General features: G+C 60.3%; 11 protein-coding genes. 2 read left to right on the forward strand and 9 right to left on the reverse strand.

The annotated features are described in order from the left end of the window. Positions 1–4: 4 nt before the first annotated feature. Positions 5–1,828 (reverse strand): potassium-transporting ATPase subunit KdpA, encoded by a 1,824-nt coding sequence (kdpA, locus tag OIL77_02890; GenBank protein HJI44369.1) that lies wholly within the window; start codon positions 1,826–1,828, stop codon positions 5–7. Between the two features lie 334 nt (positions 1,829–2,162). Between kdpA and OIL77_02895 the strand changes: the two genes are divergently transcribed. Next, on the forward strand, positions 2,163–4,898 hold the full coding sequence (locus tag OIL77_02895; protein HJI44370.1) for a sensor histidine kinase KdpD: 2,736 nt from the start codon (positions 2,163–2,165) through the stop codon (positions 4,896–4,898). Then, positions 4,891–5,595: a response regulator transcription factor gene (locus OIL77_02900; protein ID HJI44371.1), complete on the forward strand. Its 705-nt coding sequence runs from the start codon at positions 4,891–4,893 to the stop codon at positions 5,593–5,595. The genes OIL77_02895 and OIL77_02900 overlap by 8 nt, the downstream gene beginning before the upstream one ends. A gap of 98 nt (positions 5,596–5,693) precedes the next feature. Here OIL77_02900 and OIL77_02905 read toward each other — a convergent pair whose 3' ends face one another. The 8 genes from OIL77_02905 to OIL77_02940 all read right to left on the reverse strand — a co-directional run bounded on the left by OIL77_02905 (position 5,694) and on the right by OIL77_02940 (position 16,355). Beyond that, the gene (locus OIL77_02905) at positions 5,694–6,911 is read right to left on the reverse strand and encodes an FAD-dependent oxidoreductase (protein ID HJI44372.1); all 1,218 of its coding nucleotides are present in this window, start codon (positions 6,909–6,911) and stop codon (positions 5,694–5,696) included. 104 nt (positions 6,912–7,015) lie between these two features. Further along, complete coding sequence (locus OIL77_02910) at positions 7,016–7,921, reverse strand: sugar phosphate isomerase/epimerase (protein ID HJI44373.1); 906 nt, start codon at positions 7,919–7,921, stop codon at positions 7,016–7,018. A gap of 1 nt (position 7,922) precedes the next feature. Then, positions 7,923–9,161: a glycoside hydrolase family 88 protein gene (locus OIL77_02915; protein ID HJI44374.1), complete on the reverse strand. Its 1,239-nt coding sequence runs from the start codon at positions 9,159–9,161 to the stop codon at positions 7,923–7,925. A 107-nt stretch (positions 9,162–9,268) separates the two neighbouring features. Then, complete coding sequence (locus tag OIL77_02920; GenBank protein HJI44375.1) at positions 9,269–9,937, reverse strand: SGNH/GDSL hydrolase family protein; 669 nt, start codon at positions 9,935–9,937, stop codon at positions 9,269–9,271. A 69-nt stretch (positions 9,938–10,006) separates the two neighbouring features. After that, positions 10,007–12,172 carry a pectinesterase family protein gene (locus tag OIL77_02925; protein HJI44376.1) on the reverse strand — a complete coding sequence of 722 codons (2,166 nt, stop codon included), beginning with the start codon at positions 12,170–12,172 and terminating at the stop codon, positions 10,007–10,009. Then, a complete protein-coding gene (locus OIL77_02930; protein HJI44377.1) occupies positions 12,169–13,029 on the reverse strand; it encodes an alpha/beta hydrolase in 861 nt (286 codons plus the stop codon). The genes OIL77_02925 and OIL77_02930 overlap by 4 nt, the downstream gene beginning before the upstream one ends. A gap of 53 nt (positions 13,030–13,082) precedes the next feature. After that, positions 13,083–14,678 carry a glycoside hydrolase family 28 protein gene (locus OIL77_02935; protein HJI44378.1) on the reverse strand — a complete coding sequence of 532 codons (1,596 nt, stop codon included), beginning with the start codon at positions 14,676–14,678 and terminating at the stop codon, positions 13,083–13,085. Positions 14,679–14,795: 117 nt separating this feature from the next. After that, complete coding sequence (locus tag OIL77_02940) at positions 14,796–16,355, reverse strand: MFS transporter (GenBank protein ID HJI44379.1); 1,560 nt, start codon at positions 16,353–16,355, stop codon at positions 14,796–14,798. Between the last annotated feature and the right edge of the window lie 174 nt (positions 16,356–16,529).

The raw sequence follows: 16,529 nt of genomic DNA on the forward strand, positions 1-16,529 counted from the left end.
TCCTTTACGCAATCATCTGGAAGAACTCGGCAACGGGGCCAAGCGCCAGGGCCGGGAAGAAGCTCAGGGCACCGATCAGCAGAACGATGAACACGAGCAGGAATACGAACATGCCGTTGGTGGTAGACAGGGTACCGGCGCTCTCGGCGACCTTGCCCTTCTTGGCCAGCGAGCCGGCGATAGCCAGCGTACCGATGATGGGCATGAAGCGGGCGAACAGCATCTCGAGGCCGAGCATGACGTTGATCCAGGGAATGTTGCAGTTCATGCCTGCAAACGCCGAGCCGTTGTTGCCGCCGCATGAGGTGAAGGCATACAGCACCTCGGAGAAGCCGTGCGCGCCACCATTGTTGAGCTGGTCGGCAAGACCGGGCACCATGCAGGCGATGGCCGAACACACCAGAATGGCAAACGGAGTTGCCAGGCACAGGACAACTGCCCAGCGCATCTCGCCCGGCTCGATCTTCTTGCCCAGGAACTCAGGCGTGCGTCCGACCATGAGGCCGGCGATGAACACTGTGAGGATGGCGAAGCCGATCATGCCGTACAGGCCGCAGCCCACGCCGCCGAAGACGACCTCGCCCAGAGCCATCTGGAGCATCTGGACAAAACCGCCCAGCGGGGTGTAGGAGTCGTGCATGGAGTTAACCGAGCCGTTGGAAGCAGCCGTCGTGAAAGCGGACCAGGTGGAAGAGGAGGCGATACCGAAGCGGCTCTCCTTGCCCTCCATGTTGCCGCCAGCCTGGCCATCGGTCATCTCGATGTTGACCGCGCCGCCATCTGCCAGCTGCGGGGTGCCCGCATGCTCGTTGAGGGCGATGATGCCGGCGAAGATCACCAGCAGGATGAACATGGCGGCAAAGATGGCCTTGCCCTGCTTGGTGTTTTTGACGCCGATACCGAAGGTGAAGCAACAGGCGGCCGGGATCAGCAGCAGGCTGGTCATCTCGATGATGTTGGTGAAGGCACTGGGGTTCTCATACGGATGAGCGGAGTTCACTCCGAAGAAGCCTCCGCCGTTGGTGCCGGACTGCTTGATGGCGACCTGAGGAGCCGCGGGACCCTGGGGCAGGAACTGCTCGGTGACCACGCGCGCGCCCTCGACAACCTTGCCGTCGACCTTGACCGTGTCGCCCTCGATCTCGGCGCCGTCGATGACGCTCCAGCCGCCGTCTGCATTAGGCTGGACAGCGACGGGCTCTACGAGCTCAGCCTTCTGAGCCGGCTGGAAGTTGGAGATGACGCCACCGGCAGCCAGGCAGATGCCGAACACGAGGTTCAGCGGGATGAGCACATACAGGACGGTGCGGGTGAGGTCGACCCAGAAGGAACCCAGACCCTGCTCCTTGACCTGACGGAAGCCGCGGATCAGCGCGAACATGACCGCGATACCGGTGCCGGCGGAAACGAAGTTCTGCACGGTGAGACCCATGAACTGCACAAGGTAGGACAGGGTGGTCTCACCGGAGTAGGACTGCCAGTTGGTGTTGGTTATGAAGGAAGCAGCCGTATTGAACGACAGGTCCCATGACACACCCGGCAGGTGCTGGGGATTGCCTGGCAAGAAGGACTGAAACGCCTGGAGTGCCACAAGAGCCACGAGGCCGATCCCCGAAAAGACCAGCACGCTCGCCAGATAGCGCCTACACCCCATCTGCCCTGCCGCGTCGATGCGAAGCAGACGATAGACGCCACGCTCCACAGGAGCAATCACAGGCGACAGGAACGTATGCTCACCATCCATGATATGGACCATGAACCGACCGAGCGGAACGGCCAGGACGACGAGCACGGCAAAGTACAAGATGTACTGAATCGCAGCGTCCATAGTTTACGAATCACTCCTCATCAGAATGTAGATGTAATAGATAAGGAGTCCAATGCAGACGACTCCGATGATGGGAATGAGGATGTCCATTTACCGCCCCTTTCACGCGCGGTCCGATGTCTCGGACGCCTGCTCTCGCAAGCGTCTGGGGACAGTAAACGCTTCTAGGGATTAAAGAGGCGTGAGGGCCGGGGCTCACGTCCTTAAGATGCCGTAAAGATGCAGGTAGAAAGCACTATTGCGGCTGCAGTGCGCCTATACTCGACCTCGCGAGCATACAGTGGCGTCCTCACCGCGTATGCACGCATGGACAACGTTTCAGAAAGGCTACGCTATGCAGCGCGACGCATCGGACACTCGCGTCAACCCAGACCTCATCCTCAAGGCAATTGAGAAAGACGAGGCCGCCGATGACGCTCGAACCAGCCGGGGACACCTCAAGATTTTCTTTGGCTACGCTGCTGGCGCAGGCAAAACCTATGCGATGCTTCAAGCCGCCCACGCCGCCAAGCGGCGAGGTGTCGACGTCGTCGCGGGATACATCGAGCCGCACGAACGTCCGGCAACTGCCCATCTTGCACAAGGGCTTGAGAACGTGCCCTGTAAACTCATCGAGCACAACGGCATTGCGCTCAGCGAGTTCGATCTAGATACGGCTATCGAACGCGCCCCTCAGCTCATCCTTGTCGACGAGCTTGCCCATACGAATGCGCCGGGGTCTCGCCACGACAAACGCTATCAAGACGTCGAGGAACTTCTACATGCGGGAATCGACGTCTATACGACCGTGAACGTTCAGCACATCGAGAGCCTAAACGACATGGTTGCATCCATCACCGGCGTTGTCGTGAGCGAACGAATCCCCGACCGTATCTTCGATGATGCCGACCAGGTCGAGCTCGTCGACATAGAGCCCGAAGACCTACTTGAGCGCCTTCGCGCCGGCCTCGTCTACCGTCCCGCACAAGCCGACCGAGCGCAACAGCATTTTTTTACCGTCGAGAACCTCACCGCACTCCGAGAAATCGCGCTGCGCCGCTGCGCCGATCGCACCGGCCACCTCACAGACGCCGCACGCGTGCTGGGAAACCGTGACTACTACACCAGGGAGCGTATCTTAGTCTGTGTCTCCCCGGCGCCGACCAATCCCCGCATCGTCCGTGCCGCCGCGCGCATGGCGAAAGCGTTTCGCAGCGAGCTCGTCGCCCTGTTCGTAGAGAGCCCGCGCACGCAAGCCATGAGCGATGATGAGCGCGCCAAGCTTGCAGCCAATATCGCCCTAGCCGAGCAGCTCGGAGCACATATGGAAACCGTCTATGGCGACGACATCGCGTTTCAGATCTCCGAGTTCGCGCGCCTGTCGGGTATTTCGAAGATCGTCATGGGGCGCACGGGCGAGCGCAGCAGCGTCCGTCAGGCCCTCTTCGGCCGCAAATCTCTCGTAGAACAGCTCATAACATTCGCCCCGAACCTCGACATTTACATCATTCCAGACCAGTCGACTCCGCCCTCCCGGCCCAAAGGACGCCGCCGCGCGGTCGCCCTGCAGCCGCCCAACAGCCGAAACGTGCTTCGCACGCTGGCCCTCTCTCTTGTCGCCACGGCGATCGGCACGGCTTTCCGCCATCTGGGATTTGCCGATTCCAGCATCATATCCCTCTATATCCTCACGGCCCTGCTGACCGCCGTCACCACGACGGGGCGTATCTGCACGATCGTATCGAGCGTGCTCTCTGTAGTGCTTTACAACTTCTGCTTCGTCACGCCTCTGTTTTCGCTCGCCAGCTACGACCGAAGCTATCTGGTCACGTTCGGCATCATGTTCGCTACCGCTATGGTCGCCGGCGAGTTAACTGCGCGCATCGCCGACAACGCCCGTACCTCCGCCGAGAACGCATTCAAAACGCGCGTACTCCTCGAAACGAACCAGCTCTTGCAGCAAGCCCATAGCGCGAAGGAGTGTGCCCGCGTCGCCATGAACCAACTCGTCAAACTGCTAAAACTCGACGTGGTCTTCTACACCGCCGAGCACGGCACGCTCGGCAAGACCCTCTATGAGTCCGCTGGCACCGAAAACCGATCCGCGTCGCTGTTCACCGACTACGAGCGCGCCGTTGCAACCTGGACCTACACCAACAACAAGCGCGCGGGCGCAAGCACGCGGACCCTGCCTGAGGCGCGCTGTCTCTACCTCGCGGTTCGTACCGGCGACAAGGTATTCGGTGTCATCGGCATCGACCTGGAGGGGCGCGAAATCGAAGCCTTCGAGCATTCGATCGTCCTATCTATCGTAGGTGAATGCGCCTTGGCGCTCGAAAGCGACCGGGCGGCGCAAGAGCGCGAAGAGGCTGCGGTCTTGGCGAAAAACGAGCAGCTGCGCGCCAACCTTTTGCGCTCCATCGGCCACGATTTGAGGACACCCCTCACGGCTATATCCGGATCTGCGGCAATCCTTCGGAAGAGCGACGAGAAGCTCAGCCTCGAACAACGCTGCGATCTTGCCGATGCCATCTACGACGACTCCCTCTGGCTTATCGATACCGTGGAGAACCTCCTCGCCATCACACGCGTCGAGGACGGCACCATTCGCCTCAACTTAACATCCGAGCTCATCGACGAAGTCATCGAGGCCGCCCTCAGCCATGTCGCCCAAGCATCGCATGGACGTGCCGTCACCATCGAGCACACTGACGACATCCTGCTGGTACGCATCGACGTCCATCTCATCATGCAGGTGCTTACGAATCTCATCATGAACGCCTTCAAGTACACGCCCGAGGACTCGACTGTCACCATCAGCGCGCGTCGCGAGGGTGCGTTCGTCGTGGTGGACGTCGCAGACGATGGGCCGGGTGTGGCAGACTGCGACAAGTCTCATATCTTTGAGCGCTTCTTTACCTCAGGCAATACGCGGCCCGTGGATTCGCGTCGAAGCATCGGCCTTGGGCTGTCGCTCTGCCGCTCCATCGTGGAGGCGCATGGCGGCGTCATCGAAGTTCGCAACAACCACCCCCATGGGGCCGTCTTCCGTTTTACCCTGCCCGCTGAGGAGATCGAGATTCATGAATAATGCCGCTAAGCCACGCATCCTCCTGGTCGAAGATGACCTGACCGTTCAAAGCCTCGTTTCGACCGCGCTTGACCTCCACGGCTATGTCGTGAGCAAGGTTTGCAACGGCCAGGCCGCCATCATGGATGCGGTGTCGCACGGCCCCAGCCTCATCATGCTCGACCTCGGCCTTCCCGACATTGACGGTATCGAGGTCATCACGAAGATCCGAAGCTGGTCGGCAGTCCCCATTATCGTCATTTCGGCGCGCACCGAAGATTCCGACAAGATTGCAGCACTTGACGCAGGGGCAGACGACTACCTCACCAAGCCCTTTTCTGTGGATGAGTTGCTTGCGCGCGTCCGCGCGAATTTGAGGCGCTCCTCGATGGCGTCGAGCGAGTCGACAGAAGCGAGCACGTTCGACAACGGTCCGCTGCATATCGACTACGCCGCGGGATACGCGACGAAAGACGGACGCGAGCTCTCGCTCACCCCAACCGAGTACAAATTGCTCGTCCTTCTGGCGAAAAACGTCGACAAGGTGCTCACCCACACCTTCATCACCCGCGAGATATGGGGCACGAGCTGGGACAGCGATCTGGCGAGCCTGCGCGTGTTCATGCGCACCCTGCGCAAGAAGATCGAGGCAGACCCCTCTCATCCCAAGATGATTCAGACGCACATGGGTGTCGGGTACCGCATGCAGCGTCTCTAGCCCACCCCACAAAAAGTTGCGGTGGAATACGGATTAGATAAGGCCTTTGACAGCCAAAACAGTCCGTATTTCACCGCAACTGATAAGGGTGGGATGGATTAGAGGCCCAGGTAGGATGTCATGCCTTCGACGGCGAGCTTGGCGCCTGCCACGGCATGAACCACGGTGAGCGGGCCGTTAACCACGTCGCCGGCGGCAAAGACGCCAGGCACGGTGGTCATACCGCATTCATCGACCGAAAGAAGGCCGCGATGGTCGGTCTCCAGACCGCCCGTCGTAAGCACAAGCTTGTCCTTGGGCACCTGCGAAGCCGCAATCACAACTGTGTCGGCAGACGCATGGTCGAGCTCTTCCTCGTAGCCCACCACATTGTTGTCCTCGTCAAAGATAGCCGTCTCGAACACCGGACCGCTATCGTCGATGGCACAGATCGCCTTGCCGCACACAATCTCGGCACCGTCAAGCTCGGTCAGCTCCACCTCGTCATCGATGGCCGAGATATGGCGCGATCGAGCATACACGGTGACCTTACGAGCACCCGAGCGCAGCGCCGTGCGGGCCACATCCATGGCCACGTTACCGGCACCGATGACCGCCACATTCTGTCCGATCGCCACGCTCGAAGGATCGACCAGGTAATCGATACCAAACAGCACGTTGCCGCGCGACTCGCCGGGAATACCCAGTTTGCGAGCTCGCCAGGTACCGGTGCCAACAAAAACCGCATCGTAGCCGTCGCGCAGCAGGTCGTCGATATGCAGCGCGCCACCGATGGTGGTCGAGGGGCGCACGCGCACGCCGAGCGAGCACATCACGTGGCGATACTTTTGCACGAGCGCACGGGGCAGGCGGAACTCGGGGATACCGTACTCCAGCACACCGCCGATCTCGGGGCGCTGCTCAAATACCGTGACGGCACAGCCCAGCTGGGCCATCTTAATGGCCACGGTAATACCAGCGGGACCGGAACCGACCACAGCAATCTGTTTACCGCACGACGGTGCGGGCTTCCACTCCTTACGATCCAAATATGCCGTGGAGATATAGTTCTCGATGCTCGAGAAATGCACCGGCGCGCCCTTGCGGCCCTGGATGCAAGCGCCCTCGCACTGGCCCGAATGATTGCACACCACGGAGCAGACCGCGCTCATGGGATTGTTCTGGAACAGCAGCTCGCCCGCCTCTTCTAGACGACGCTGTTTGAACAGGTCGATGACCTGCGGAATAGGCGTCTGAACCGGGCAGCCCTTAATCTGACAGAACGCCCTTTTACAACCTAGGCAACGATTCGCCTCTTCGACAATGTGGATAGCCACGCAACTCCCCTTTTTAATGCAATCCAATGGGGGCGACGATAAAGACCCTTCACCGCCGCCCCCATACAGGTAATCTCAATCTGCCGACACAGCAAAAGCCAATGCTATAACTCGCGATGCGAAGCCCCGCAGCGAGCGGACATGTGCTCGAGTGTCACCAGGCAGTCAGCCGCCGTCGCCGGCACACTGTTCTCGACCACGCAGGGAATCCCAGGGCAGGCGGCAGCCGCCCAGGCCACTACGGGCTCAAAGTCATAGAGGCCCGTCTCGCCCACGCCATGACACACCAGACGTGAACCCGTACCGTCGCACCAACCGGCTTCGTCCTCGTTATCAACGACCTCAAAATCCTTGGCGTGCAGCACGCGGATCTTGCTGCCGCATAAATAGAGCATGCGCGCGGTGATTTCCTGCGCTTCGTCAACGACGCTGGGGTGCAGCAGCGACACTGGGTCATAGATCACGCCGAGCGACGGGCTCGAGACGCGCTCCAGCACCTCACGGCAGCGATCTGGCGTGTTGACCGTCTCGTTCCAACCGGGCTCGATCAGTATTTGCCCACCCACGGCCTCGGCCCGATCGCAGACGTGTGCGAGTCCGTCCATAAAAGCCTCGAGCGCCTCATCAGTCGTGCGGTCGTCAGCAACGCGGTTCTGCGCATTGGGGCGACCGGTCTCGGTACCCACCGGGCAGCCGCCGAGCATCTGGGCAAAGTTCAGGCATGCCTCGTACTCGGCAAAGTTATCCATGAGCTGTTGGCGATCGGGCGTCGCCAAATTCTTATAGCAGCCGAGCACGGCGACCGAAACGCCCGACTCATCGAGCACGGCACGCAAATGGTCGGCAAGCTCGCGGGTCAGGCCGCCTCGATCGATCCCCATCGATGCGTAGAGCACCTTGCTCGGCAGCTGAATGCACGAAAAGCCCAGCTCTCCCGCCATGCGAATGCGTTCCTCGACGGTCCCCTGCGGAAGGTCGTGCAAACGTACGCCCGGAGTAATAGCCCCCACGTTATTCACATCCCTTATGAGCGTTGATGCCCGGGGTGTATCCGCCAAACGGGTCCTCGATGGAGCACACGCCCGAGGGGGCGAGCGGATCGCGCTTACCGGCCAGCTTGTCGTGATGCATGGTCTCGATATAGGCAAGCACCAGCGGCGCCACACCCTTTGCATCATTTTTGACCACGGGCTCGCTCATGTAGTAATCAAACGTGCCCTCGCGGTGCGCGGTGTTGCCCAGGCCCGCAACCAGGCAGATGTTGTCGAGCGCCAGCTGCCCGTCATACTCGGACAGGCAGGTCTCGCAGATGCCGTCGAAGGCGCGACGGCCGTACTGGTAGTAACGCTCGCCCAGCACGCCCAGACGCACACCCTTCATGATGGCATTGGCAAAGATGGCGCTACCCGACTCCTCCAGGTAGTTGGGGGCGATATTGGGCAGGTTGATGACCTGGTGCCACATGCCGGTCTTCTCGTCCTGATACGGCAGCATGGCGTCGATCAAATCGTGGAACATCTTGCGGATCTCGTCCTTCTCGGCTGACATCGAAGGCGGCATAAGCTCCCAGGTGTCGATGAGCGCCATGGCAAACCAGCCCTCGGCGCGCAGCCAGAAGTTAGCCGAAAGACCGGTGACCGGGTCGCACCAGAACTGTTTGCGGCTCGCGTCGTAAGCGTGATAGTACAGACCGTTGAGGGGGTTGCGCATCAGGTCATGCACGACCTGGAACATATGGAAGCTGTCCGAGCAGGCACGACGGTTGTGGAAGCTCAGCTCGTACTGCATGTAGAACGGCTGCGCCATATACATGCCGTCGAGCCAGATCTGGTTGGGATAGACTGCCTTGTGCCAAAACACGCCCTCTTTGGTGCGCGGCTGGGTCTCGAGCTGGCGGTAAATGGTGTCCATGGCGGCGCGGTATTTGGGCTTGCCCACCAGGTCATACAGCTTGTAGAGGGTCTTGCCCGCATTGACGTTATCGAGGTTGTACTCCTGCGGGTTGTAATGCTTGATGGTACCGTCGTCCTGGACAAAGAAATCGATGTAGTCATCGGCGAACGTCAAGTAGCGCTGCTCACCCGTGATCTCGTACAGCTCGATGAGCGCCTTGATCATGCAGCCGTCGATATAGTTCCAGGTGTTCTCCTTGCCGGCGCGAATCTTTTCGATGTTCCAAGCCGGCGCCTGCGGCGTAGAGGTTTCGATCAACTGCTCGATATAACGGTCCAGGATTTGATTGCAACCCATTGCTGTCCCCTCTGACATAAACGATAGGTGAACGTTACCCCTAGTGTAACGCGAACGGGGAATATAGGGTGAACGTTAACCCTATATTCCCCGCAAACGGCAGACTTTTAGCGGCAAACGGCGGTGAGACCCGCGGCGATGCGATGCGCCAGGCGCTCATAGCCAGCCGGGCTGTAGTGCAGACCGTCCGGCATATAGAGCTCGCGGTGCTCCGGCAAAAACGGGCTGATACCGCTTTGCGCATACAGGTCAATCACCGGAACGGAGTAGCGGTCACAGACCTCGAGCATCGCTCGCACGTAGACGACCTGCGTCAGGCCCAAATGGTTCGCCTCATCGCTTGCCGGGATATCCTTCTCGTGCTTACCGCTCGTCTTGCACGGCGTCATAAACACGAGCTTTGCCCGAGGCGAGCGTGCCGTGATGGTTCGGATCAGGTAATCGAGCGCACCGTAGAACTCATGCACATCGGTACTGCCCAACTCGCCAAGCGGCACGTTGCGGCTAAAGTCGTTGACGCCGCCAAAGACAATGTAGATATCGGCCGCATCGTCGATACCGTCCAGGCGCTCGACAAACGAATCGGTACGGTCGGCCTTGATGGCGATACGCGAACCCTTGATGCCAAAGTTCTCGACGACCGCGCCTCCCAGCAGCGTGCCCAGATGCGAGGTCCACGAGATGTCGTTGCCTCCCCCACCGCAGCCGTTGTCGCCCCAGGTCGTTGAGTCGCCAAAGCAGCAAATGGTCGATTCACTCAAACTCTTCGTTTCCATAATCTTCTCCTCATCCGCCCATCGGCGGTCATACAGGAACGTACCGTTTCTTCGCAGCATGCCGAGGGGCTATGCACGGGCGCATTCCGCAACGTGCGAATCGAGCCATTCGATATCCTCGGCAAGATGTGCCACGCCCAGATGGTGTTCACCCGGGCAAACCTCGTGCGACAGGCCGTCGGCATGCCCCACGAGCTCATAGGCATCGCGGACGATATCGAGTTGCTCGTCCACGTTCGCAAGCCCACGGGCGCCGTTAAGATGATCGCCCTCGCAGCTCTGCACCAACAGCGGGCGCGGAGCGATAAGCGAGGCGATGTCACCCATATCGAGCAGGCGCCACAGCCCTGGCACATAGTTGCAGCTGCAGTTGCCGTTGAGGTGCAGCAGCGAATCGTCGACACCGTACAGATAGCCCGAGACAAACGCCTTGCGCACGCGCGGGTCGAGCGCCGCCAGATACAGCGTCATGTATCCGCCGCCCGAAAAGCCAAAGCAGCCCAGGTCGTCCATGGCAATGTCGCCGCGTGACTCCAGGTAATCGATCAGACGCATGTTGTCCCAGGCGTTGAGGCCCGCAACGGTAAGGCCCAGCGGCTCGGCCATGCGTGCCTGGTTCAGGCACGTGCCGCGCAGGAAGCTGCTCTCGTCATCGCCCTGGCCCTTCCAGTCGCGACGGTATCCCCAGCCGCGTGCGTCGGGGCAGACGGTCACATAGCCCATGCGTGCCAGGCGCAGACCGTAGTCGTAGTTGAACTTACGAACGGCATCGTCGACCGCCGGCACGCCCGTCACGCCCGCAACACTTGCGGCGCCGGCACCTTGGTGGCCATGCGGGCAGATATAGCAGCGCTTGCAGCCGTGCGCATCGAGCTTAGGGGTCTGCGGCTCGAGCAAATAGAACGGCATCCAAACGTTGTGCTCCACCTGCAGCATCGCATGGGTACGCACGATACCGCCGGCAATCTGTGCCCGATCGAGCTCGCGTACCTCAATCGGCATGCGATCCATAAGCGTTAAGCCCATCAGGTCAAACAGCCGAGCCCTCGTCGCAATCTGCCATGCCTCAAAGTCACCAGGCGTCGTGCCCTTAAATGCGGCAGAGCGGCCCTCACGCTTCAGGCGGTCGCGAAGCGCCGGTTCGTCTTCGTAATAGATGTCGATATGCACTGTGCGGCCGCTATCGGAAAGACTGGCGGTCTCCACCGCATCACCATCGCCGCCCTCGGGGTCCCAGCCGTCCGCACCGGCAAGCACCTGCTCGCGAGCGTACCGGGCAGCGGCCGTCGCATCGAGCTCGCGCGCCCACGGCGCCCAGCCGGCAGCATCACCCGCCGGGCCATGTAGACTTGCGCCAACGTAGCGCGCCCTCTCGTGCGCCGCCGGCTTATTCCAGTCCCACCAACCTTCGCGCTTGATGTGTTGCCCCAGCCAGCAATCGATCAGCACGGTTTGCGCCCATTCGCGCCAAGGACGGCCCAGGTAGACCGAATCCGGTGCCACGTCATCCGGAGCTGTAAACGAACAGCCGTGGAACACGAAGCCGTACGGCTCTCCCTCGGGCGTCGATGCCGCCGTCACGTAACCGTTCACGTCCATATCGCGGTTGAGTGAGCGAATCTCGCACCCCTCAAAATAGGTACGCGCGCCGCCAAAGATAAAGTCGACATCGCCCTCAATCCGACAGCGTCGGAAATACTGACGGCCCACCCGGCGCGGCGCAAACTGCTTGGGCCCCATAAACCCGCCCGGTTTAACTTCGCGCGGGGGCAACGGGCCCAAAAACAGCGTGTCCTGGCGCCCCGTAATACAACAGGCGTCGACCACCAAACGGTCGCCGTCGGCGTACAGGGCAATCGCCTGTCCCACCTCGCGACCATCCCCGGCGTCGTTGACAATCGTGAGGTTCTCGAGCCGCACGTCGTCGGCATCGACTAAAACGGTATAGGTCCTAAACGTGCCGAGCGTACCGTCGACACCCGAGCCGTCCTCCGAGGGCATCTTGGCACCCAGGCTGCCCACGATGCGCACGCTGTCAGCCGTCTCGCCCGCCAATGTCACATGCGGCCGATGGATCTCGACCCGCTCGCGGTACTCACCTGGATCAATATGGATCGTCACCGCCTGCTCGGCGTCCGGATAGAGTTGATCGGTTGCCGCCAAGGCATCAGAAATCGTTGGATACGCTCCTGACGCAGCCCTCGAAACACGCAGCTCATTGATACTTTCGTTCATCGTCCATCACGCTCCCAAGCGGCGAACTGCTCAGGCCAGCCCTGAGCCTGCGGCTGAATATGCTCGGCGCAGCCCTTAAAAGCCGTTTGGACCGTGGCGAGCGACGCCCCGTGTTTTCCGTGCGGAAAGACATGCAGGCTAAAGCCAATCCCGTGGTCGGCAAGCGCCTGCGCAAGCAAAAGACTGTTTTGGACCGGCACCGATTTGTCCTCGGCGGTATGCCACAAGAACGTACGGGGAAAGCCCTCGCCCACCATGTTCTCGACCGACAACTTTTGAGCCAAAGCGTCGTCGGCACCCGTTAGGTGTTCAAACGAACCACGATGGGCATAGGACCCCGAACTCACGACCGGATAACCCAGGCAAAGTGCATCGGGTCGAATCGACTCAGGCGATGCCGCGATCGACTCCGCAAGCCAAGGCTGGTTCCAAAGCGCCCCAAGCAAGCCAACCAGGTGCCCGCCGGCCGAAAAACCCATGACCGTAATCCGGTCGGGATCAACACAGAACTCCGCCGCATGGCTTCGGACGGTATCGACCGCCCGCGCAAGTTCTTGCAATGCCAGCGGATAGACAGCCGGAGCAACCGAGTAGTTCAGCACAAACGCCTGGTAGCCCATCGCCAACAAACGGAGCGCCACCGGCTCGCCCTCGCGAGGCGAAACGTGATCGTAGCCGCCTCCTGGCACGATCACAACTGCAGGCAGCGGTTTTAAAGCATAAGCATCTTCGGTCGGGACAAAAACATAAGACGTAATCGTGGCAGACGAGCCATCGACCCCGACAGGAATCGTTTTATTGAGCATGTATTCCCTTTCGCCATGATGCGTAGCGCAGCGCACACGGCTGTATCGCATAAGGGCTGCATTGCCGGTCTATCCGACAATGCAGCCCTGGTCATCAATCCGGGTTAGGAACGGACGATCTTGTCAACGTTTTGGAGTTGCAGCTCCTCGCCGTCCTGGCCCTCCACAACCACGTTTTGCAGGTCGAGTACCTTGACGTTTTGAGCGATGATGCCCTGGCGCACCATGGGCTCCACGCCGCAGGCCATGGCCGGCACAAAGGGCTCGGCATCCTCCGCGAAGGTCACATGGACATCCTGGAACGTCAGGCGCGTCACCTTGCTCTCGGGAAGGCCCGTGATATAGGCTGCGGCCGCATGGCAGTTGGTGGCCTCGATATCGCAAAACGTCGTGGCGCCAAAGCCGGGCGTACGGTCGTCGACGGGCAGCGCCTCGCGAGACTGCACGTAGTCGGTCTTGCCGTCCTTGTCGCAGAAGTAGAACGAGTTGACCACGAAGGGCGTGAGCACCTTATCCATGCGAATGTGCTCGAAGGTGATGCCCTCGTTGGCTGCGTCCTTGCCGCGCCCACGGCGGGTCTTGACGCGCAGGCCGCGGTCGGTGCGCTCAAAGAGGCACTTGCTCACGGTGAGGTCCTTGATGCCGCCGGCGGCCTCGGATCCCAGCACCACGGCGCCGTGGCCGTCGTGCATGTAGCAGTGTGAGATCAGCACGTCGTGCGTGGCGGGACGGAGCTCGGGCTCAATGCCCAGTTTGCCGCTCTTGATGGCGATACAGTCGTCGCCCACCGAAAACTGACAGCCAAGGATGCGGACAAAACCGCAGCTCTCGGGATCGAAACCGTCGGTGTTGTGGGAGTTCTTGGGACCCTCGATGGACAGGCACAGGGCATCGACGTGCTCACACAGAATGGGATGGATATTCCACGCCGGGCTGTTGCGCACGGTAAAGCCGACAAGGCTCACGTTTTCACACTCGGACAGGAAAATCATGCGCGGGCGGGCGATCTCGCGGCCCTCCTCGGGACGGAAGATGTTCTTAAAGTCCTTGTTCCACCAGTTGTCCTCGGCAAAATCGGTCTGGCCGTCGATGGCGCCACGGCCATAGATGCACACGTCGTGCACGCTCAGGCCCGTAAAGGTCGAACAGTAGGTCGAGAAGCTCTCGCCTTCCCAGCGGCCCAGGGGCAGCATGTCGGTGCCGGCATACCCGGCGCCCTCGTCGCCCGTGACCGTGCCCGGAATGTAGGCAAGCGCCGCGCGGTCGTGACGGGCCAGCAGCACCGCGCCCTCGGCGAGCTCGATGTTGATATTGCTCTTAAGGAAGAGGGACTTGATGCGGTAGTTGCCGGCGGGAATCAGCACGCGCCCGCCCTTGGGGCAGGCCATGATGGCAGCTTGGATATTGGTGGTGTCGTCGTGCTCGGCATCGCCCTTGGCGCCACAGTCGCGAACGTTGATGGTAAAGGGATCAGCCGGCGTGGTGACACCTACGCTCAGCTCACGCTCGCCACAAACAAAACGAACCAGGTTGCGCTTGCCGGGGGTCAGGCCGTCGACATAGGTCTCGACCGTATTCGTGGTACCGGCGGGCTCGTCGTTGACAAAGATCTCCCACGTATCGGCACAGGTAAAGTAGCCGCCGTCGTCAAGCTCAATCACGGCCGCGCGGGCGTTGCGCCAGATTACGTTCGTCTCCATGGATTTCTCCCTCAAAAAGATGCTCTAAAAGTTAATTGTACGCTGTTGTAAAAAAGGGCCGTACCTGCCGGCGGATATCCGGTGGCACGGCCCTGTGATGTGGACGATGCGCTTGCCTTACTCGGCGGGGGTTACGCTACCGTCCTGGAAGCCAACGTTGTTGTGGGCAAAGCAGTCCTCGTACTTAAAGCCGGAGAGCTCCTCGCAAAGCGCCTTGACCTCGGGCTTGACGTCGGCCATCTTGCCGCCCTCCTTGATGCGGCGGATCTCGTCGCAAAGGACGTCGCACTGCTCCTTGTCGATCTTGATGCCGCGGGCAAGGACAGCCGCGAGCAGGAAGAAGCCGGCGCAGCCGATGAGCATGTAGCCGCAGATGTACAGAGGCACGGTGGCGGGCTGGGTCACGGCGTCGCTGTTGCCGGCGGTCTGAATGAAGCCGGAGGCAGCAAGGACGATGGCCCATGCGTTAACGGCGATAGCCTGGGCGATCTGCTGACAGAGCTGCTGAGCGGAGCTGTAGATGCCCTCGCGACGACGCAGGGTGATGAGCTCATCGACATCGGGGATGTAGTTGAGCAGAACATCGGGCAGGTACTGGAAGCCGACGTAGAAGAACTTCCAGATGGCGAAGATGATGGGGTAGGCGATCATGGCGATGGCGACCGTGGAGGTGCCGTTGATCTGACCAAAGGCGAAGTAGTTGTAGGCGATGATGCACGCAGCGCAACCGACATTTGCGAGGTACCAAGACTTGTGGAAGCCCTTCTTGGCCATGAGGGCGACCCAGATGGCGGTGCAGACGATAGCGACGACCTTGCCAGGCATCTCCATCACGGACTCGTAGGACTTAGGAATCTGCAGGCAGTAAACGATGAAGAAGGACAGGCAGGCAGACCAGCAGGCAGCAGCGAGCTTCGTGGAGACCTGTGCGTACAGGACCTTGCGGAAGGACTTGTTGCGGAAGGTGGAGATAACGTCGATGAAGAACTTCTTGATACCCTCGCCGACGCTCTCGATCTTCTCCTGAGCGACCTCCTCGGGGGTGTGCTCCCACGTGGACAGGTACACGCAGAGCAGCGAGATTGCCATGACCGAAGCGTTGACCGTAGCGATGATGAAGTAGCTGAACGGGTTGGTCTCGCCGAAGGTGCCAAAGCCGAAGCCCACAAGTGCAGCCATCAGGAAGCCGGCGGCGTTACCAAAGAGATGCTTGTAGCCGGTGAGGTACGTACGCTCCTTAAAGTCGTCGGTCATCTCGATGGTAAGCGGCGACAGGTTGGCGGTGCAGAACGTGTACGCGACGTTGTAGATCAGGTACAGCACAAAGTAGTACGGGAAGCCAAACGGCGTAGCCACGAAGATGAGCGGCTCGGCGATCATCATCGGGATGGCCAGCAAGATCCAGAAACGACGACGACCAAAGATGCGGCCGATCTTGGTGGCATAGAAGTTATCGGCCACAAAGCCCATCAGCGGGCAAAGAATGGCGTTGACATAGATGGCAAACGAGCTAATCAGCGCAGCCTCACCTGCAGACAGGCCGCACTCCGTGGACAGGAACAGCACCATGTAGCTGTGCGTAAAGGTCAGGGCACCGGAATTGAGCATACCGCCCATACCAAAGCCCAAGCGCGTCCAGAATGTGATCTTACGCTTTTTTCCGATCTTATTAGTCATCGAGCTCCCTCTCTTTTCTCGATTGTCTTGTAACAAGACATTTGAGTCCACACTGACATCTGTCTGCCCAGCGTTCAGGGTGAACGTTTAGCTAGATTATGCGCGATTCCTTACGAGAGGTGAACGTTCACTTGCATATTATCCCCGAACGGTCGATTTTTACCGCCGAACGGA

The sequence above is a fragment of the Coriobacteriaceae bacterium genome, assembly GCA_025993015.1.
GTDB lineage: Bacteria > Actinomycetota > Coriobacteriia > Coriobacteriales > Coriobacteriaceae > Collinsella.

Coding starts and splice junctions, on each gene's coding strand:
- OIL77_02920 (HJI44375.1), bottom strand. CDS start 9,937: ATGGAAACGAAGAGTTTGAGTGAATCGACCATTTGCTGCTTTGGCGAC.
- kdpA (HJI44369.1), bottom strand. CDS start 1,828: ATGGACGCTGCGATTCAGTACATCTTGTACTTTGCCGTGCTCGTCGTC.
- OIL77_02925 (HJI44376.1), bottom strand. CDS start 12,172: ATGAACGAAAGTATCAATGAGCTGCGTGTTTCGAGGGCTGCGTCAGGA.
- OIL77_02895 (HJI44370.1), top strand. CDS start 2,163: ATGCAGCGCGACGCATCGGACACTCGCGTCAACCCAGACCTCATCCTC.
- OIL77_02930 (HJI44377.1), bottom strand. CDS start 13,029: ATGCGATACAGCCGTGTGCGCTGCGCTACGCATCATGGCGAAAGGGAA.
- OIL77_02915 (HJI44374.1), bottom strand. CDS start 9,161: ATGGGTTGCAATCAAATCCTGGACCGTTATATCGAGCAGTTGATCGAA.
- OIL77_02935 (HJI44378.1), bottom strand. CDS start 14,678: ATGGAGACGAACGTAATCTGGCGCAACGCCCGCGCGGCCGTGATTGAG.
- OIL77_02900 (HJI44371.1), top strand. CDS start 4,891: ATGAATAATGCCGCTAAGCCACGCATCCTCCTGGTCGAAGATGACCTG.
- OIL77_02940 (HJI44379.1), bottom strand. CDS start 16,355: ATGACTAATAAGATCGGAAAAAAGCGTAAGATCACATTCTGGACGCGC.